Origin of the sequence: Streptomyces sp. NPDC058646 (assembly GCF_042716875.1) — a bacterium.
GTDB lineage: Bacteria > Actinomycetota > Actinomycetes > Streptomycetales > Streptomycetaceae > Streptomyces.
The window spans coordinates 193189-211888 of sequence record NZ_JBHXRK010000007.1 but is presented as its reverse complement, the minus strand read 5'-3'; the positions used below and the strand labels follow the sequence as shown (position 1 = coordinate 211888).

Annotated in this window: 18 protein-coding genes and 2 pseudogenes; 9 read left to right on the top strand and 11 right to left on the bottom strand. The window is 70.0% G+C overall.

Translation table 11 applies throughout. From position 1 onward, the window contains the following. Positions 1-75 precede the first annotated feature (75 nt). From ACFWUZ_RS11485 to dnaA (ACFWUZ_RS11460), 6 genes and pseudogenes are all read right to left on the bottom strand, one after another. Positions 76-552, bottom strand: a complete 477-nt coding sequence (locus tag ACFWUZ_RS11485; protein ID WP_384370860.1) for a DUF721 domain-containing protein — start codon at positions 550-552, stop codon at positions 76-78. 98 nt (positions 553-650) lie between these two features. Further along, positions 651-1787: a DNA replication/repair protein RecF gene (recF, locus tag ACFWUZ_RS11480; protein ID WP_384370749.1), complete on the bottom strand. Its 1137-nt coding sequence runs from the start codon at positions 1785-1787 to the stop codon at positions 651-653. Positions 1788-1885: 98 nt separating this feature from the next. Beyond that, positions 1886-2761: a phosphogluconate dehydrogenase (NAD(+)-dependent, decarboxylating) gene (gene gnd, locus ACFWUZ_RS11475; protein ID WP_384370747.1), complete on the bottom strand. Its 876-nt coding sequence runs from the start codon at positions 2759-2761 to the stop codon at positions 1886-1888. A gap of 190 nt (positions 2762-2951) precedes the next feature. Then, a complete protein-coding gene (gene dnaN / locus ACFWUZ_RS11470; protein ID WP_384370746.1) occupies positions 2952-4082 on the bottom strand; it encodes a DNA polymerase III subunit beta in 1131 nt (376 codons plus the stop codon). Positions 4083-4968: 886 nt separating this feature from the next. After that, positions 4969-6123 (bottom strand): annotated as a pseudogene (gene dnaA, locus ACFWUZ_RS11465) (chromosomal replication initiator protein DnaA); the annotation flags it as partial. A gap of 78 nt (positions 6124-6201) precedes the next feature. Continuing rightward, positions 6202-6723 (bottom strand): annotated as a pseudogene (gene dnaA / locus ACFWUZ_RS11460) (chromosomal replication initiator protein DnaA); the annotation flags it as partial. A 356-nt stretch (positions 6724-7079) separates the two neighbouring features. Between dnaA (ACFWUZ_RS11460) and rpmH the strand changes: the two are divergent. The 9 genes from rpmH (at position 7080) to ACFWUZ_RS11415 (ending at position 13572) form a co-directional block, all read left to right on the top strand. Then, complete coding sequence (rpmH, locus tag ACFWUZ_RS11455) at positions 7080-7217, top strand: 50S ribosomal protein L34 (protein WP_008741645.1); 138 nt, start codon at positions 7080-7082, stop codon at positions 7215-7217. Positions 7218-7238: 21 nt separating this feature from the next. After that, positions 7239-7613, top strand: a complete 375-nt coding sequence (rnpA, locus tag ACFWUZ_RS11450; RefSeq protein ID WP_384370744.1) for a ribonuclease P protein component — start codon at positions 7239-7241, stop codon at positions 7611-7613. Further along, positions 7610-7891, top strand: coding sequence for a membrane protein insertion efficiency factor YidD (yidD, locus tag ACFWUZ_RS11445; RefSeq protein WP_384370742.1), 282 nt, complete (start codon positions 7610-7612; stop codon positions 7889-7891). The genes rnpA and yidD overlap by 4 nt, the downstream gene beginning before the upstream one ends. Before the next feature lie 3 nt (positions 7892-7894). Next, positions 7895-8998, top strand: a complete 1104-nt coding sequence (gene yidC, locus ACFWUZ_RS11440; protein WP_384370740.1) for a membrane protein insertase YidC — start codon at positions 7895-7897, stop codon at positions 8996-8998. A gap of 15 nt (positions 8999-9013) precedes the next feature. After that, positions 9014-9526, top strand: a complete 513-nt coding sequence (locus ACFWUZ_RS11435; RefSeq protein ID WP_384370738.1) for a protein jag — start codon at positions 9014-9016, stop codon at positions 9524-9526. Between the two features lie 127 nt (positions 9527-9653). Next, positions 9654-10370 carry a 16S rRNA (guanine(527)-N(7))-methyltransferase RsmG gene (rsmG, locus tag ACFWUZ_RS11430; RefSeq protein ID WP_384370736.1) on the top strand — a complete coding sequence of 239 codons (717 nt, stop codon included), beginning with the start codon at positions 9654-9656 and terminating at the stop codon, positions 10368-10370. A 263-nt stretch (positions 10371-10633) separates the two neighbouring features. After that, on the top strand, positions 10634-11722 hold the full coding sequence (locus ACFWUZ_RS11425) for a ParA family protein (protein ID WP_384370734.1): 1089 nt from the start codon (positions 10634-10636) through the stop codon (positions 11720-11722). Beyond that, positions 11719-12813: a ParB/RepB/Spo0J family partition protein gene (locus ACFWUZ_RS11420; RefSeq protein ID WP_384370732.1), complete on the top strand. Its 1095-nt coding sequence runs from the start codon at positions 11719-11721 to the stop codon at positions 12811-12813. The genes ACFWUZ_RS11425 and ACFWUZ_RS11420 overlap by 4 nt, the downstream gene beginning before the upstream one ends. 141 nt (positions 12814-12954) lie before the next feature. Beyond that, entirely contained in the window at positions 12955-13572 is a 618-nt protein-coding gene (locus tag ACFWUZ_RS11415; RefSeq protein WP_384370730.1) for a GNAT family N-acetyltransferase, read from the top strand. An 82-nt stretch (positions 13573-13654) separates the two neighbouring features. Here the strand turns inward: ACFWUZ_RS11415 and trxA are convergent, their stop codons facing one another. The 5 genes from trxA to ACFWUZ_RS11390 form a co-directional block, all read right to left on the bottom strand. Further along, positions 13655-13996 carry a thioredoxin gene (trxA, locus tag ACFWUZ_RS11410; RefSeq protein ID WP_365164370.1) on the bottom strand — a complete coding sequence of 114 codons (342 nt, stop codon included), beginning with the start codon at positions 13994-13996 and terminating at the stop codon, positions 13655-13657. A gap of 51 nt (positions 13997-14047) precedes the next feature. Next, positions 14048-15007 carry a thioredoxin-disulfide reductase gene (gene trxB, locus ACFWUZ_RS11405; RefSeq protein ID WP_384370728.1) on the bottom strand — a complete coding sequence of 320 codons (960 nt, stop codon included), beginning with the start codon at positions 15005-15007 and terminating at the stop codon, positions 14048-14050. Positions 15008-15133: 126 nt separating this feature from the next. Continuing rightward, a complete protein-coding gene (locus ACFWUZ_RS11400; RefSeq protein WP_384370726.1) occupies positions 15134-16102 on the bottom strand; it encodes an anti-sigma factor family protein in 969 nt (322 codons plus the stop codon). Then, positions 16099-16794 carry an RNA polymerase sigma factor SigM gene (gene sigM / locus ACFWUZ_RS11395; protein ID WP_384370724.1) on the bottom strand — a complete coding sequence of 232 codons (696 nt, stop codon included), beginning with the start codon at positions 16792-16794 and terminating at the stop codon, positions 16099-16101. Before sigM ends, ACFWUZ_RS11400 begins: the two co-directional genes overlap by 4 nt. Before the next feature lie 94 nt (positions 16795-16888). Next, a complete protein-coding gene (locus tag ACFWUZ_RS11390; RefSeq protein ID WP_384370722.1) occupies positions 16889-18613 on the bottom strand; it encodes a protein kinase family protein in 1725 nt (574 codons plus the stop codon). Positions 18614-18700: the final 87 nt, after the last annotated feature.

The window sequence follows — 18700 nt, the reverse complement described above, 5'->3', positions numbered from 1 at the left end:
TCCCGCTACCGTGAGGGACGCCACCCGTGCTCGCTGTTCCGAGGGCTCCGGCAGCAGGTCCGCGCGGGCGGCCGCTCAGCCGTACGTGTCCCCCGGGCCCGTGCTGCCCGGCGCCCGCAAGGGCCCGTACCGCTTGGGCTTGCCGCCCGGTCCCTGCACCTTGATCAGCCGCACCGTCCCCTGGCCGAGATCCGCGTTCAGCCGGGCGACCAGCTGCGGAGCCAGCAGCTTCAGCTGGGCGGCCCACGCCGAGGAATCGCACCGGACGACCAGTTCACGGTCCTCGTAGCGCTCCGGTTCACAGTGCGCCGCGATCTCCGGCCCGACGATCTCCGGCCAGCGCTCCATCACGCCCGCCACCGCCATCGGCATCTCCCAGCCGCGCTCCGTGCGCAGCCGGTCCAGGGCGGCCATGAGCGGCATGGGGTCGCGGCCGTCCGCACGCGCTCCCGAGCGCAGCCCCGGCTGCTGCCGCTTCCGGCCGGCCGCCGCGTTGCCGCGGGCCCGCGCCTGCTCGCGCGCCGCCGCGAGGGCCTGGCGCGCGAGGTCCACGCCGGAGGCCTCCGGGGCCTTGCGGGGCTCACGGGCGTCCTGCGGACCTTGCGGCCCCTGCGGCCCCTGGGAGCCGGGGGCATCCTTGCGCCGATCGTTCACAGCCGGGTCACCTCACCACCGGACACCCCGAACCGCGCCCCCGCCAGCACCCCGGGGACGTCGTCGTCCACCGCCGCCGTCACCAGCACCTGCTCGCCCGGCGCCACCAGCTCCGCCAGCCGCTCCCGGCGCCGCGCGTCCAGTTCCGCGAACACGTCGTCCAGGATCAGCACCGGCTCGCTGCCCTCCGAGCGCAGCAGCTCGTACGAGGCCAGCCGCAGGGCCAGCGCGTACGACCAGGATTCGCCGTGGCTCGCGTACCCCTTGGCCGGCAGCTCGCCCAGCCGCAGCAGCACGTCGTCGCGGTGCGGGCCGACCAGGGTCACGCCCCGCTCGATCTCCTGCTTGCGCACCTCCGACAGGGCCCCCAGCACCACCCCGTACAGCGCCTCGCGGGTCCGTGCCTCCCCGCTGTCCACCGGCTCTCCCGCGGAGGAGCGGTACGCGAGGCCCAGGGGGCCGCCGCCGGGCGCGAGCTGCTCGTACGCCTTGTCCGCCAGCGGCAGCAGGGTCGCGATCAGGTCGAGGCGCTGCGCCAGCAGCTCCGCGCCCGCGCGCGCGAGGTGCTGGTCCCACACGTCCAGGGTGGAGAGGTCCATGGAGCGGCCGCCGTGCCGGCGGGCCATCGCCGCGGACTTCAGCAGGGTGTTGCGCTGCTTGAGCACCCGCTCGTAGTCGGAGCGGACCGCCGCCATCCGGGGCGAGCGCGCCGTGACCAGTTCGTCCAGGAACCGGCGCCGTTCCCCCGGGTCGCCCTTGACCAGGGCCAGGTCCTCCGGTGCGAACAGGACCGTGCGGACGATGCCCAGCACGTCCCGCGGCCGGACCTGCGAGGAACGGTTGATCCGGGCCCGGTTCGCCCGCCCCGGATTGAGCTCCAGCTCCACCAGCTGCTGGCGCTCGCCCTGGGTCACGGCGGCGCGGACGATCGCCCGGTCCGCGCCCATCCGTACGAGCGGGGCGTCCGAGGAGACCCGGTGGCTGCCCAGCGTCGCCAGGTAGCCGATCGCCTCGACGAGATTGGTCTTGCCCTGCCCGTTGGGGCCCACGAAAGCCGTGACGCCCGGGTCGAGGGGAACCTCGGCCCGGGCGTACGAGCGGAAGTCGGCCAGCGAGAGATGCGAAACGTGCATGCGGCGCCGACCTCCCCCGGCTTCCTTCTCACTTCTGTACTGCTGTCGGTGGTGCTGCGGCTGCTGCCGTGTGCCTTCCGGCTGCAGCCGGTGCCCCGCTAGGCCTTTTCGACCGCGTGGCCGCCGAACTGGTTGCGCAGCGCGGCGATCATCTTCATCTGCGGGGAGTCGTCCTGGCGCGACGCGAACCGCGCGAACAGCGAGGCGGTGATCGCGGGCAGCGGCACGGCGTTGTCGATCGCCGCCTCCACCGTCCAGCGGCCCTCGCCGGAGTCCTGCGCGAAGCCGCGCAGCTGCTCCAGGTGCTCGTCCTCGTCGAGGGCGTTCACGGCCAGGTCCAGCAGCCAGGAACGGATGACCGTCCCCTCCTGCCAGGACCGGAAGACCTCGCGGACGTCGGTGACCGAGTCCACCTTCTCCAAGAGCTCCCAGCCCTCGGCGTAGGCCTGCATCATGGCGTACTCGATGCCGTTGTGGACCATCTTGGCGAAGTGGCCCGCCCCGACCTTGCCGGCGTGTACGGCGCCGAACGCGCCCTCGGGCTTGAGGGCGTCGAAGACCGGCTGGACGCGCGCCACGTCCTGCGTGCTGCCGCCGTACATGAGGGCGTAGCCGTTCTCCAGGCCCCAGACACCGCCGGAGACACCGCAGTCGACGAAGCCGATGCCCTTGGCCGCCAGTTCCCCGGCGTGCTTCTCGTCGTCGGTCCAGCGCGAGTTGCCGCCGTCGACGACGATGTCGCCGGGCGAGAGCAGCTCGGCGAGCTCGTCGACGGTGGACTGGGTCGCCGCCCCGGCGGGGACCATCACCCACACGACGCGGGGGGCCTCCAGGCTGTCCACAAGTTCCTGCAGGCTGTGGACATCGGCGAGGTCCGGGTTGCGGTCGTATCCGATGACGGTGTGGCCTGCGCGGCGGATGCGCTCGCGCATGTTGCCGCCCATCTTGCCGAGACCGACGAGACCAAGCTCCATCAGGTGGTTCCTTAAGCGTTGTGGCCGTCTTTGCCGGGGATCCCGAGCTTCCCGGGGACACCCCAGGCCCCGAGCCTACGCCCGGCCGCGCGGCACGGCCTTACGGGGCACGGAATGCCGAGCCCTCTTTTGCCCGCACGTGGTCAGGCCCGGTCCCGCAGCTGCGAAACCGGGCCTGACCTGCGAAGTATCAACCGGAGAGGCGTACCGGCATGATCAGGTACTTGTACGCCTCGTCCGCTTCCGCGTCCACCGCCGGGCGGCCGCTGAGCAGCGCCGGCTTGGTGGAGGTGGTGAAGCTGAGCTGTGCGGCGGGCGAGTCGATCGCGCTGAGGCCGTCCAGCAGGAAGGTCGGGTTGAAGGCGATCGAGATGTCGTCGCCCTCCAGCTGCGCGTCCACACGCTCCACAGCCTGTGCATCGTCGCTGGAACCGGCTTCCAGGATCAGCACGCCCTGCTCGAAGCTCAGCCGGACCGGGGTGTTCCGTTCGGCGACGAGGGCCACGCGCTTGACGGCCTCGACGAACGGGGCGGTCTCGATCACGGCGACGGAGTTGAACTCGGTCGGGAAGAGCGTGCGGTACTTCGGCAGGTCGCCCTCGAGCAGGCGGGTGGTGGTACGGCGGCCCGCGCCCTCGAAACCGATGAGGCCCTCGCCCTGGCCGGAGCCGGAGAGCGCCAGGGTGACGGTGTCACCGCTGGTCAGGGACTTCGCGGTGTCCAGCAGGGTCTTCGCGGGCACCAGGGCCACTGCGGAGGCCTCCGGGTCCTCCGGCTTCCACAGGAACTCGCGGACCGCGAAGCGGTAGCGGTCGGTGGAGGCCAGGGTGACGCGGTCGCCCTCGATCTCGATGCGGACACCGGTCAGCACGGGCAGCGTGTCGTCGCGTCCGGCGGCGATGGCGACCTGGGCGGCGGCGGAGGCGAAGACCTCACCGGGCACGGTGCCGGTCGCGGTCGGCATCTGCGGCAGCGCCGGGTACTCCTCCACAGGCAGGGTGTGGAGTGTGAACCGCGAGGAGCCGCAGACGACGGTCGCCCGTACACCGTCTGTGGAAATCTCCACCGGACGGTTGGGGAGCGCGCGGCAGATGTCGGCGAGCAGCCGACCGGAGACGAGGACCGTGCCGTCCTCCTCCACGTCGGCCTCGACGGAGACCCGGGCCGAGACCTCGTAGTCGAAGCCGGAGAGGCTCAGCTTGCCCTCTTCGGCCTTGAGCAGCAGGCCCGCGAGAACGGGCACCGGCGGCCGGGCCGGGAGGCTACGGGCAGCCCAGGCCACCGCCTCCGCGAGTACGTCGCGCTCCACCCGGATCTTCACCGGAACCGCCTCCTGCTGTTGCTCGCTCGTCTGCCGGCCTTCGTCGTCGGCTCGTCGGTGCCTCGACCGGTGCCGGGGACCAGTCTGACGTACGGCGCCGACAGTCGGTGCGGCTGGCGGTCAAGTCGGGAGCGAGGCGTTGCCGAGGGCGCCCACCGAGTTGTGCACAGGACCCGCTTGAAAACCGAATCCGGCCTAACTCTCTATGGGGGTAGTAGTAGGGCCTGTGGATACAGTGGAAAACTTTGTTTGCGCAGGTCAACCCGCGTTTTTTATCCACCGGCCCTGTGGGTGGCACCGGTGGACAACCCGGTGTCCCTGTGGAGAAAGAAAAGTTCTGCACAGGCTGTCCCCAGGTGACCCCTGGTACTCCACAGGTGCGTCCCCAGCTTTTCCCCCGTACTCCACAGCCCAAACGTCTACATCCGTGTGACCGCTTTCACTCGGGGCGGTGAGAGGGGGCTTCCGGTTGCCGAACAGTGGACAACGGTGTGGAGAACCCGTCGGATCCTGTGCACAGGATGCGGCAACCTGTGGGTCGGCGGTGGATAAAGAGGCGGAGGGGGCTGTGGACGAAATAGTTGTCCACAGCCTGTGGACAGAGGTTGCGCACAATTCCACAGGGGTCTGACCTGGTCTGATGGATCCTCACCCGCCATGCCTGTGGACAGATTGTGGGTGACGGATCCCGTCCCCAGGGTGTGGACGGAAGAAAGTCCCCGAATCTGTGGATGAGTTGCTCCCGAGGGGGCGTATTCGAACAGGTCAGGGGCGCGCACACGAAGAAGGGCGCCCCCGTTGTGGTCCGGGAGCGCCCTCTGGAAGTGGTGTGCGGAGGCCCTTGTGCGCCGCTGGAGCGGCTCCACGGGAGCCACCAGCGTCCGGCTCAGGCGTTCTTGATGCGGTTGGTGAGCTCCGTGACCTGGTTGTAGATGGAGCGGCGCTCGGCCATCAGGGCGCGGATCTTGCGGTCCGCGTGCATCACGGTGGTGTGGTCACGGCCGCCGAACTGGGCGCCGATCTTGGGCAGGGAGAGGTCGGTGAGCTCCCGGCACAGGTACATGGCGATCTGCCGGGCGGTGACCAGCACCCGGCTGCGGGAGGAGCCGCACAGGTCGTCCACGGTGAGCCCGAAGTAGTCCGCGGTGGCCGCCATGATGTCGGAGGCGGTGATCTCGGGTGCGCTGTCCTCGCCGCCCGGGATCAGGTTCTTGAGGACGTCCTCGGTGAGCCCCAGGTCCACCGGCTGCCGGTTCAGGCTCGCGAAGGCGGTGACGCGGATCAGCGCCCCCTCCAGCTCCCGGATGTTGCGCGAGATCCGGGAGGCGATGAACTCCAGTACCTCCGGCGGGGCGTTGAGTTGCTCCTGCACCGCCTTCTTGCGCAGGATCGCGATACGGGTCTCCAGCTCGGGCGGCTGGACGTCGGTGATCAGGCCCCACTCGAAGCGGTTGCGGAGCCGGTCCTCGAGGGTGACCAGCTGCTTGGGCGGCCGGTCGGACGAGAGCACGATCTGCTTGTTGGCGTTGTGGAGCGTGTTGAAGGTGTGGAAGAACTCCTCCTGCGTCGACTCCTTGCTCGCGAGGAACTGGATGTCGTCGACGAGCAGGATGTCCATCTCGCGGTAGCGCTTGCGGAACGCGTCGCCCTTGCCGTCGCGGATGGAGTTGATGAACTCGTTGGTGAACTCCTCGGAGCTCACGTACCGCACGCGGGTGCCCGGGTAGAGGCTCCGTGCGTAGTGCCCGATGGCGTGCAGCAGGTGCGTCTTGCCGAGGCCCGACTCCCCGTAGATGAACAGGGGGTTGTACGCCTTCGCGGGCGCTTCGGCGACGGCCACCGCGGCCGCGTGCGCGAAGCGGTTGGAGGCACCGATGACGAAGGTGTCGAAGAGGTACTTGGGGTTCAGCCGCGCGGTCGGCTCCAGCGGGCCCGACGTGGAGCCGCCGGACGGGGCGGGGGCCGGGGAGGGCCGGCCGGGAGCCGGCCGGGACGCGGGCTGCTCGTACTGGTGGGACTGCTGCTCGTACGGGGACTGCTCGTACTTCTGCTGCTCGTACTTCTGCTGTTCGTAGGAGTTCTGCTCGTAGCCGGAGGGCTCGGACTGCTGGAGGTAGCCCGGCTGCGGGGAGGCGTACGGGTCGCGCTCGGGGAATCCGCCGAGGCGGGGCTGCTGCCAGCCGTAGTCGTCCTGCTGCCCGCCGCGGGGCCAGGCGCCGGGCTCGGGGCGCGGCTGCTGGTAGTCCGGGTAGGCGGGGCGGGCGTTGGGGAGCTGGTCGTCCGAGGGGCCGCCGGGGCGCTGGCCGCCGTAGGGCTCGTACCCGCCGCCCGGCTGCTGGGCGGACGGCGCCGGGGGCGCGGGCTCGCCGGCCGAGTCGTCCACCGTGATGGCGATCCGGATCGGGCGGCCGCACTCGCGGCTGAGGGCGTCGCTGATCAGCGGGGCCAGGCGGCCCTCGAGGACGCGCTTGCCCCATTCGTTGGGGACGGCGAGCAGCGCGGTGTCCGCGACGAGGGCCAGGGGCTGACAGCGTTCGACCCACTGCTTGTCCTTGGGCTCGATGCCCGGCTGTCCCTCCCCGAGGAGCTTCTCGAGCACCCTTGGCCACACTGCGGCAAGATCGGCAGGTACGTCAGCCACAGAGCACGCTCTCTCACAGGGGGTCCCACGAATGTGTGGTTCTTTGGGACGGTCGGGACAAAAAATCCAGGGTCGGACAACGGTAGTCAGCGCGACGGGTACGGTTCAAGTCGTTGTCCACAGCCTGTGCACAGTGTGGGGCCCCGCCTGCTCGGTTTGACCGGATGGCTCAACCGCGCGTACCGTAACGAGGTCGAGTTGTCGATGGCTGCTGCCGCCTGCCTACCGATGGGCGAAGATCACTGGTTGTGATCATTTAGCGGTGCCACTCGGGCGAACACGCGAGTTTCCTCGTGGGCGCACGGTGACAGCCAGGCGATGTCCCGCCACAACGATTCATTCTCTGGAGCCCCCGAGTGAGCAAGCGCACCTTCCAGCCGAACAACCGCCGTCGTGCCAAGACCCACGGCTTCCGTCTCCGGATGCGTACCCGTGCCGGTCGCGCGATCCTCGCGAACCGTCGTGGCAAGGGCCGCGCCGCCCTTTCCGCGTAACCACACGCAGGTCGTGACGTCGTGCTGTCTCCCGAAAATCGGCTGAGGCGGCGCGAGGACTTCGCGAGCGCGGTACGCCGAGGTCGTCGGGCTGGTCGCCCGCTCCTCGTCGTCCACCTACGTACCAGCGGTGCAACGGACCCGCACGAGTCGGGGGAGACAGTTCCCTCGACGCGTGCGGGTTTCGTCGTCAGCAAAGCTGTCGGCGTCGCCGTCGTTCGTAACCGGGTGAAGCGCCGTCTGCGCCATCTGGTCCGGGATCGGCTGGCCACGCTGCCCCCCGGTAGCCTGGTGGTGGTACGTGCGTTGCCCGGAGCGGGTGATGCCGGCCCCGACGAACTGGCCCGGGACCTGGATGCCGCGCTGGTGCGGCTCCTGGGAGGCGTGGCTCGATGAAGTACCCGCTGCTCGCATTGATCAAGCTGTACCAGTGGACGATCAGTCCGCTGCTCGGGCCGGTGTGCCGTTACTACCCCTCGTGCTCGCACTACGGGTACACGGCCATCGACCGGCATGGTGCGGTGAAGGGGACGTTCCTGACCGCCTGGCGGATCCTGCGGTGCAATCCGTGGTCCCCGGGTGGCGTGGACCACGTCCCACCCCGTAAACGCCCGCGTTGGCACGAGCAGCTGCGCAGTGCGTTGCGTCGATCTCGCAATGCTCAAGGAGCCTGATTAGTGGACACGATTGCCAGTCTGTTCAGCTTTATCACCACACCCGTTTCGTGGATCATCGTCCAGTTCCACAAGCTGTACGGAGCGGTCTTCGGTGCGGACAGTGGGTGGGCCTGGGGCCTGTCCATCGTGTCCCTGGTGGTCTTGATCCGTATCTGCCTGATCCCGCTCTTCGTGAAGCAGATCAAGGCGACGCGTGGCATGCAGGCGCTCCAGCCGAAGATGAAGGCGATCCAGGAGCGCTACAAGAACGACAAGCAGCGCCAGTCCGAAGAGATGATGAAGCTGTACAAGGAGACGGGTACCAACCCGCTCTCCTCGTGCCTTCCGATCCTGGCGCAGTCCCCGTTCTTCTTCGCGCTCTACCACGTGCTGTCGAGCATCGCCGACGGCAAGGAGATCGGCGCGCTCACCCCGCAGCTGGTCGACAGTGCCCGTGAGGCCCACATCTTCGGTGCGCCGATCGCCGCCAAGTTCATGGACGACCCGGCCAAGGTCGAGGCGCTGGGCGCCTCGCTGATGGACGTCCGCATCGTGACGGCGATCATGATCGTCCTGATGTCGCTGTCGCAGTTCTACACCCAGCGTCAGCTGATGCAGAAGAACGTCGACCTCTCGGTCAAGACGCCGTTCATGCAGCAGCAGAAGATGCTGATGTACATCTTCCCCGTGATCTTCGCGGTCATGGGCATCAACTTCCCCGTCGGTGTCCTCGTCTACTGGCTGACCACGAACGTGTGGACCATGGGCCAGCAGATGTACGTGATCAGCCAGAACCCGACGCCGGGCAGCCTGGCCCAGGACCAGTACCTCACCCGTCTGCTGAAGTCGATCAGCTCGCACGGCGACGTCAGGGGCCGGGCCAGGAAGAGGGTCGTCGCGGCGATCGTGGCCAAGGGCCCGGACCGCAACGACAACGAGCGCAAGTTCATCACGGCACTGACGAAGCAGGGCCTGGCCGCGCAGGCGGACGGCTCCGTGACCAAGAGTTCCGAGGCGACGGCCGATGCTGATGCGGCGAGCGGCGGTGCCGCGAAGCGGCAGCAGCCCAAGCGGCAGCCGAAGTCGAAGCGCCAGACGCCCAGCAAGCCCTCTCCCAAGAAGTAAGAAGGAGCCCCTCCCGTGACGGAAGGCACCACCACCGCCGCCGCTGAGGGTGGCGACACCCTGACCCGCCTCGAGCAGGAGGGCGAGATCGCGGCCGACTACCTCGAGGGTCTGCTGGACATCGCCGACCTGGACGGCGACATCGACATGGACGTCGAGGCCGACCGGGCCGCGGTCTCCATCGTCAGCGACTCCGTCGGCCGCGACCTGCAGAAGCTCGTGGGCCGCGACGGAGAGGTCCTGGAGGCCCTGCAGGAGCTGACCCGCCTCGCGGTGCACCGGGAAACCGGGGACCGCAGCCGGCTGATGCTGGACATCGCCGGGTTCCGGGCGAAGAAGCGTGAGGAACTGGCGGCGCTGGGCGCCCAGGCCGCGGCGGACGTGAAGGCGTCCGGCGAGGCGCTGAAGCTGGCCCCGATGACCCCGTTCGAGCGGAAGGTCGTCCACGACGCCGTCGCGGCCGCCGGCCTGCGGAGCGAGTCCGAAGGCGAGGAGCCGCAACGCTTCGTCGTTGTGCTCCCGGCCTGACCGGTAGCGAGCGTGTCCGGCCCCGTCTGTGTCGCAGGCGGGGCCGATGTTTGTCAGCCTGGCCAGTGAACAAAGTGGCATTTCAACGACGGTTTTACACAACCTTGCGTACGGAAGGACGGTCCCCGTGACGGAGGCAGCGGAGCTTCCCCCGGCGCCTGAAGAGGCGCGCGCGGTGTTCGGTGAGTTTTTCCCGGAAGCTGTGCGGTATGCGGAGCTGCTGGCGGATGCGGGGGTCAAGCGGGGCCTGATCGGGCCGCGTGAGGTGCCGCGCCTGTGGGAGCGGCACCTGCTGAACTGTGCGGTCCTGTCGGAGGTGGTGCCGCAGGGCGTCACCGTCTGCGACGTGGGCTCGGGCGCCGGCCTGCCCGGCATCCCGCTCGCCCTGGTGCGGCGCGACCTCAAGATCACCCTGCTCGAGCCGCTGCTGAGGCGGACCACCTTCCTCCAGGAGGCGGTGGAGCTGCTCGGACTGGACCATGTCACGGTCGTGCGCGGGCGGGCCGAAGAAGTCCTCGGCAAGGTGCAGCCCGTCCATGTGGTGACGGCGCGCGCGGTCGCTCCGCTGGACCGGCTGGCCGGCTGGGGCGTTCCCCTGCTGCGTCCCTACGGCGAGATGCTGGCGCTGAAGGGCGACACTGCCGAGGAAGAGCTGGTGGCGGCGAAGGTCGCGCTGGCCAAGCTCGGTGTGGTGAAGACCTCGGTGCTTCATGTGGGCGAGGGCGTGGTGGACCCGATGTCGACCGTGGTGCGGGTGGAGGTCGGGGAGAGCCCCGGCGGAGTGAGGTTCGCGGCCAAGCGAGCCAAGGCGGCCCGGGTGAGCCGGACGCGTCGGCGCCGCTGACCGTCCGTTCCAGGGGGCGCGGCCGATATTTCGCGTGCGTTGGGCCCTATAGGTATGGATTTCGGAGTGTCGTAGTGGCCCGAAGACTCCGTCCGGGCATCGTGTTTCACGTGAAACGTCGCTCTCTGCTGCACGGAATCATCAGTCGCGGTCGTGCGGCTACGTCCTCCCGTCATCGTAAGGACGCCGGGGGGACAGAGTTGTCCACATCGGTGGATTCATCCACAGGAGTACGGGCCCCGCTGGTTCGCGACCCCGGTGACATGGGAGGCTCTGTTCATCGCGAGCCTGATGTCGAGGAGAGTGACACCGTGCGGTCTGACGCCAACCTCGCGGGGCCGATGGCCGACCCGGTCCCCGGTCCCCGCTCTGAATCGGCGGGTGAGGATGTTTCACGTGAAACATCGCCTCCGCCCCTTGTGGACAACGACACGCCCATCGGCCGAGCTGCCCAGCAGGCCGTGGAGGCGATGGGGCGGTCCGGTGAGGCTCTGCCGAGGCCGGCGCAGACCCGGATCATCGTGGTCGCCAACCAGAAGGGCGGCGTGGGCAAGACCACGACGACCGTGAACCTGGCGGCTTCGCTGGCCCTGCACGGTGCACGGGTCCTCGTGGTCGACCTCGACCCCCAGGGCAACGCGTCCACGGCACTGGGCATCGACCACCATGCGGACGTTCCGTCGATCTACGACGTCCTCGTGGACAGCCGTCCGCTGCTGGAGGTCGTCCAGCCGGTGGTGGACGTGGAAGGTCTCTTCTGTGCCCCGGCCACCATCGACCTGGCGGGCGCGGAGATCGAGCTGGTGTCCCTGGTGGCCCGGGAGAGCCGGCTCCAGCGGGCGATCCAGGCGTACGAGCAGCCGCTCGACTACATCCTGATCGACTGCCCGCCCTCGCTGGGCCTGCTGACGGTGAACGCGCTGGTGGCCGGCGCGGAGGTGCTCATCCCGATCCAGTGCGAGTACTACGCGCTGGAGGGACTGGGGCAGCTGCTGCGCAACGTCGATCTGGTGCGGGCCCACCTGAACCCGACGTTGCATGTGTCGACGATCCTGCTGACGATGTACGACGGCAGGACCCGGCTGGCCTCGCAGGTGGCGGAGGAGGTGCGCAGCCACTTCGGCAAGGAGGTGCTGCGTACGAGCATCCCCAGGTCGGTGCGCATTTCCGAGGCGCCGAGCTACGGACAGACGGTGCTCACATACGACCCGGGTTCCAGCGGTTCCCTCTCCTACCTGGAGGCGGCGCGCGAGATGGCGTACCGCGGGGTCGGCATCCAGTACGACGCCCAGCACGCCCATCTGGGCGCGGGCATGAACAGCACGCAGAGTGTGGCGGAGGGGAACCAGTGAGCGAGCGACGCAGAGGTCTGGGGCGGGGGCTCGCTGCGCTGATCCCCGCGGCTCCGCAGGAGAAGACACCCCCGGTGCTGTCCGGCGGGTCCACGTCCCCGTCGGCGGTGCCGGTGCTGACTTCGGAGCGCGGGGTCGCGGCGGCGAAGCTCGCGGCCCTGGCGCAGGCCGATGTTTCACGTGAAACATCGGCCGGGACCGGAGCGGTGACGGTGCCGGCGCCGACAGCCGATCCTGAGGCCCAGGGCGTGGCGGGGGCCACGTTCGCGGAGCTGCCGATGGACGTGATCACGCCGAACCCGCGCCAGCCGCGCGAGGTGTTCGACGAGGACGCGCTGGCGGAGCTGGTGACCTCCATCCAGGAGGTGGGTCTCCTCCAGCCGGTGGTCGTCCGGCAGGCGGCTCCCGGCCGCTATGAGCTGATCATGGGTGAACGGCGGTGGCGTGCGTGCCGGGAGGCCGGACTGGAGCGCATTCCGGCGATCATCCGGGCGACGGACGACGAGAAGTTGTTGCTGGACGCCCTGCTGGAGAACCTGCACCGGGCCCAGCTGAACCCGCTGGAGGAGGCTGCGGCCTACGACCAGCTGCTCCAGGACTTCAATTGCACGCACGATCAGCTGGCGGACCGGATCGGACGTTCGCGACCGCAGGTCTCGAACACGCTGCGTCTGCTGAAGCTGTCGCCGTCGGTGCAGCGCAGGGTGGCCGCGGGGGTGCTGTCCGCAGGGCATGCGCGTGCGCTGCTGTCCGTGGAGGACTCCGAGGAGCAGGACCGGCTCGCGCACCGCATCGTGGCTGAGGGGCTGTCGGTGCGCGCGGTCGAGGAGATCGTGACGCTGATGGCCTCGGAGCCTTCCAGCACGGTCAAGCCGAAGGGGCCGCGGGCGGGCGCCCGGGTGGCTCCGGCGCTCAGTGAGCTGGCGACGCGGTTGTCGGACCGGTTCGAGACGCGGGTGAAGGTCGACCTGGGCCAGAAGAAGGGCAAGATCACCGTCGAGTTCGCCTCGATGGAGGATCTGGAGCGGATCCTGGGCACACTGGCGCCGGGTGAGGGCCGGGTGCTGGAGCAGGGGCTCTCCGAGGAGTGATGCGGGGCCGCTGAGGTCTCGGGCGGATCGTACCGGTGTGAACCGGGGCGGTCCGCCCTTTGCTTTGTCGGGGTTTCGGGGGATCTGCTGTTGTGGAGCTGTTCCGTCGAAGAAAGACGGGTCTGTGGATACGATGCGTTCATGGGTCGTCGGCTGGTACCGCTCACGCTGGACAACCTCCAGGACCTGCCCCGGCGTTGCCGGTCCTGTGTGTTCTGGGAGCTGGATCCCGTCAGTGGCGAGGCCGCTGTGAAGGCGGACAACGCGGACCGGGAGAAGGAAGCGTGGATCTCCGCGGTCCTGCTGGAGTGGGGGTCCTGCGGCCGCGTCGTCTATGTGGACGAGGTCGCGGTGGGCTTCGTGCTGTACGCGCCCCCGGCCTATGTGCCGCGGTCCACGGCGTTCCCGACCAGTCCCGTCTCCCCTGATGCGGTGCAGTTGATCACCGCCTGGATCGCGCCGGGCTACCAGGGACAGGGCCTGGGACGGGTCGTGGTCCAGACGGTGGCCAAGGACCTGCTGCGGCGGGGCTTCCGTGCGATCGAGGCGTTCGGGGACGCCCGGTGGGAAGGGCCGGCCTGCCTCCTGCCGGCCGACCACCTGCTGGCGGTGGGATTCAAGACGGTGCGGCCGCACCCGCTGCACCCGCGGCTGAGGCTGGAGTTGCGGTCGACGCTGTCGTGGAAGGAAGACGTGGAGATGGCACTGGACCGGCTGCTGGGCGCGGCGCGGAAGGAGCCGGCGCTGCGTCCTCTCTGAGCCGGACACGCGAGACGGGGCCGTCCCTGGGGAGGGGCGGCCCCGTCTCACACGGGCTGCGCTGTGGGGGAAGCGCGGAGCGTCAGGCGGTCTTGACCTCGACGAAGTCCGAGAGGTCGCGGAGGATGGCGGCCTTCGGCTTGGCTCCGACGATGGTCTTGGCGACCTCGCCGCCCTGGTAGACGTTCAGCGTCGGGATGGACATGACGCCGTACTTGGCAGCTGTGGCCGGGTTCTCGTCGATGTTGAGCTTGACGATCTCGATCTGGTCGCCGTACTCGGCGGCGATCGCCTCGAGGGACGGAGCGATCTGGCGGCACGGTCCGCACCAGGCGGCCCAGAAGTCCACCAGTACGGGCTTGTCGCTCTTGAGGACCTCGGCGTCGAAGTCTGCGTCGGTCACGTTCTTGAGGGTGCCGGCCACAGCGGCCTCCTTCTTTTCCTGCAGGGGTGTGGGGTGGGGGGTGGAGTGGGGTCAGACGGTCGCGTGGGCGTGCGCGGAGTCCGCGAGGGCGGCCAGGAAGCGCTCGGCGTCGAGAGCGGCCGAGCAGCCCGTGCCCGCAGCGGTGATCGCCTGACGGTACGTGTGGTCCACGACGTCGCCCGCGCCGAACACGCCGGTGAGGTTGGTCCGGGTGGAGGGGGCGTCGACCTTGAGGTAGCCCTCGTCGTCGAGTTCCAGCTGGTCCTTGAACAGCTCGGTGCGCGGGTCGTGGCCGACGGCGATGAAGAGGCCGGTCACGGGCAGCGCGGACGTCTCACCGGTCTTGGTGTCGCGCAGGGTGAGGCCCGAGAGCTTCTGCTCCCCGTGGATCTCGGCGACCTCGCTGTCCCAGGAGAACTTGATCTTGGGGTCGGCGAAGGCGCGGTCCTGCATGGCCTTCGAGGCGCGGAGGCTGTCGCGGCGGTGGACGATGGTGACCGTCTTGGCGAACCGGGAGAGGAAGGTGGCCTCTTCGATCGCGGTGTCGCCGCCACCGACGACTGCGATGTCCTGGTCCTTGAAGAAGAACCCGTCGCAGGTGGCGCACCAGGAGACGCCGCGACCGGACAGCGCGTCCTCGTTGGGGAGGCCGAGCTTGCGGTGCTGGGAGCCCGTGGTGACGATGACGGCCTTGGCGCGGTGCACGGTGCCGGCGGTGTCGGTGACGGTCTTGATGTCACCGGTGAGGTCGACGGACACGATGTCGTCCGGGACCAGCTCGGCGCCGAAACGCTCGGCCTGGGCGCGCATGTTGTCCATGAGGTCCGGACCCATGATGCCGTCCCGGAAACCGGGGAAGTTCTCGACCTCGGTGGTGTTCATCAGCGCGCCACCAGCGGTGACGGCACCTTCGAAGACCAGAGGCTGGAGCGAAGCGCGTGCGGTGTACAGGGCGGCGGTGTAACCGGCCGGCCCGGAGCCGATGATGATCACGTTTCGGACGTCGCTCACGGGTTTCTTCCTCGTCTCTGCGGACTGCCTGTTTGCCTACCGGGGGGCCGGTGCGGACTCTCACCCCACCCAACGGATCCTAAGCCGCTCGCATTCCCAGTCCGTCCGAGTACGGACCGCAACGTGTCAGCTTCGGGGGTAAGTGCTCTTCAGCAACAGCCGTCCGGGGGTGGCCGGGGCGCCGCCTTCGCAGCTGGAGTCGACGAGGTAGGCGTCCACCCGGGCGGGGTCCCCGGGGTGCGGCAGGACCAGCAGAAGGACGCTCCGGCCCTCGTAGGTGCCGCGTCCGGTGGCGATCGGGGCTTCGGCCCGTCCGGTGCCGTCCAGGACACAGGCCGGGACGGTGGACGCGCCGCGGTCGCCGGGGGCCAGGTCGGTGCCCGGCGGGGTGTTCTCCACGCCGTAGGTGTTGTTCTGCTCACCGGGGACGGTCTTGGAGCCCTGCCCGGCGGCCAGGAGCTGCCGGACGCTGTTCTGGAGACCCTGCGGGGTGTAGGAGCCGTCGGCGGCGTGGGGCTGGGCCGCCGAGGTTTCGTTGCGGGCGGCGCTCTGGTGGGCGGGCTGACCGGCGAAGTCGCCGAACAGGAAGATGCCCAGGGCGCAGGCCGCGGCCCCGGTCAGTCCCGCGAGCACGGCGATGCGGCGGCGGGCGCGGCGCCGCCCGGGGCCGGATCGGCCGGACGGGTGACCGGCGGGCCCGCGTGCTCCGGGCCGGGTGGGGGCCCCGGGAGATGTTTCACGTGAAACGGCGGGGTCGGTGGCGCCGGGCAGGGACTCCGGTGCCGGTGGCCGGCCCTGCTGGGGGGAGACCCGGGGGGTGGTGGCGTCGAGGAGCGCCTCGGCGGCGAGAGCCGCATCGATGCGACCCGCGACGTCGGCCGGCATCCGGGACGGCCCGGGCAGGGTGCCCAGCAGGCCGCGGATCTCTTCCAGGGAGGCGCGGACATCGGCGCAGAGGGCACAGTCGCCGAGGTGGCGGCGGACTTCGGCCGCCCGGGACGGGGAGAGCAGTCCTTCGGTCAGGTCGGAGATCTCGGAGACGTCCGGGTGCCGGATCGTGCCGGCCGTGCCGGGCACGCCGTTCGGGGGAGTCACGATCGTCCACCTCCGCCCTTCACAGCGTCTGGGTCTGGATGTCTGGGTTCTGCCGCTGGTGGGACGGCTGTCCCCGGCGTCCGGTTCCCTCCCCGCTCCACGGCGGTGTTATCCGCGGCATTCGAGCGCAGATGAGTGAGCAGCGGGACGAGTTTTGCCCTGCCCCGGGCGCACCGGCTCTTCACGGTGCCCGCGGGCACCTCGAGCATGCGGGCGGCCTCGGCGACGGGGTACCCCTGCATGTCGACGAGGACCAAGGCGGCCCTCTGCTCGGGCGGGAGCGTGCTGAGTGCGGCCAGGAGCTGGCGGTGGAGGTCCTGGCGCTCCGCGGGGGCCTCCGCGGACTCGTGGGGCTCGAGGAGGCGCTCCAGGCGCTCCATGTCGTCGAGGGGGGACGTCCGGCGGGAGGCGGCCTTGCGGGCGCGGTCGAGGCAGGCGTTGACGGTGATGCGGTGCAGCCAGGTCGTCACGGCGGACTCGCCGCGGAAGGTGTGCGCGGCCCGGTAGGCGGAGACCAGTGCGTCCTGGACCGCGTCGGCGGCCTCCTCACGGTCCCCGAGGGTACGCAGGGCCACCGCCCACAGCCGGTCGCGGTGACGGCGTACGAGCTCGCCGAAGGCGTCGGGGTCACCGGCGGCATGCAGGGACAGCAGGTCCGCGTCGCTGGCGTCGCCGGTCGCTGCGTCGTGCATCACACCTTCCCTCCCGCAGGGAGATTACGGCTTGAGCGGGGGAAACACGAGGGCCCGCCGTGCCGGTGGCGCAGCGGACCCCGGGGCCGGACGGTCAGGAGTTCTGACCGAGGACCTTGATGCCGTTGATGCCGCCGCGGTACTTCCCGTCGTCGGCGACGGGAAGCTCGGTGATGTGGACGAGGACGTACCGGGTGCGGACGGGGGCTTCCAGCGTGGCCTGCAGCTTCTTCTTCGCGATGTCCAGCTTGACGAGCTGCTGGGAGAAGTCGCGGAGCGAGTCCGGGGCGGAGGCCTCCGGCGCGGCGGCGAGGACCTGGAGCTTCTGACCGGCGGCGTACAGGTCCAGTTCGACCCCCGTCACGTCCTGGACGCTGCCGAGGTCGACGACGATGCCGCTGCCGTCCTTGCGGCCGTCGAGGTTCCCGAAGTTCGGGTACCCCTTGTAGTGAGGGGTGACCCAGCCCGTGTCGGCACTTCCGTCGATGGCCTTGTCCGCGTCCTCGGGCTTGATCTGGTCTCCGCCTATGGCCAGGACCGTGGCGTCCTTCAGAGGCAGCACCTTGCCCGGCTCCTTCTTCGCGGGGGCGTCGTCCGCCGGGGGCTGCTCCGGGCCGGTGTCGCTGTTGCTGCCGTGCTTCACACGGTCCAGGAGACTGTCGGCCAGCTGCCAGCTGCCCAGTCCCAGGGCGGCGATCAGCAGGGCGGCGACCCCCCACTTGAGGGCCCTGCCGGTACGGCTCTGCAGCGGGGCCGGCGGGGCGACCGCGAGGTTCTGGGTCTGCACGCCGGGGACCGCGGGACGGCCGTAGCTGCCCTGCTGGTAGGTGGTGTGCTGGTATTCCGGCGGGGCGGTGAACGCGGGCTCCGGCGGCCGGATGCGTGGCATCGCGGCGACGGCCTTGGCCAGCTCCTCCGTGGTCGTGCAGGCGGGCTCCTGCCGGGAGGCGGTGGCCCCGTCGTTGGCGAGGGCGCGCATGGCGAGTTCGCCGAGCCCTCGGTGGACACCCGCGCGGACCTGGTCAGGGGCGATCAGGCCCACGCCCTTGGGCAGTCCGGTCAGACCGTAGGCGTCGTTCTCGTACGGCCAGCGCTGGGTGAGGGCGGCGTAGAGGAGGGCGCCGATGGCTTCGGTGTCGGCGCGCTGCGGGGTTTCGCTGGTGATGCCGCGCAGGGCGGCGTTCACGGCCAGACCGCGAATGCGGTACTGGCCCGAGGAGGTGCGCAGTATCGCGCTGGGGGTCAGGCGCAGGTGGGCGAGACCTTCGCGGTGGGCGGCGGCCATGGCCTGGGAGATCTGGCTGACGAGCTGGTAGGCCTCGTGGGCCTCCAGCGGGCCCGCGGCGAGGAGCGCGGTGAGTTCGGTGGCGTCGGGCAGCCATTCGTGGACGACGTAGACGAGGTCGTTCTCCTCCACGGCGTCGAGGACCTGGACGAACCGGGGGTCGCCGAGAAGAGCGGAGGAGCGGGCAGCGGCCAGGACGGACCGGGCCCGCGGGTGGTCGGCGGGGAGCAGGTGGACACCGACGGCCCGGCGCAGCTTCTCGTCCATCGCGCGCCAGCTGCTGAATCCGTCCACGCGGGTGACGCACTCTTCCAGCCGGTAGCGTCTGGCGAGCTTGTGGCCGCTGTGGAGTTCGGGGGCGGCCGTGGGGGCCGTCGTCGTGCGTTCGCCGTCCTTCTCGGGCATGGGTCCGTCCGAGGCTTGTCCGTTCTGGGTGTCCACCCCGTCGGCCGTGGCCTTGGCCGTCTGTGCGGCCAGCGGCTCGTCGCCGCTGTTGTCGGCCACGTCGACGGCAGCCGTGCTACGTTCCGCCACCGTCGTTCCTGCCTCCCCATCCGTTACGCGCTGTCGGCCAGTCTGCGAAGCCAAGCCAATTGTGCCCACAGTCCGGCCCTGTGCACG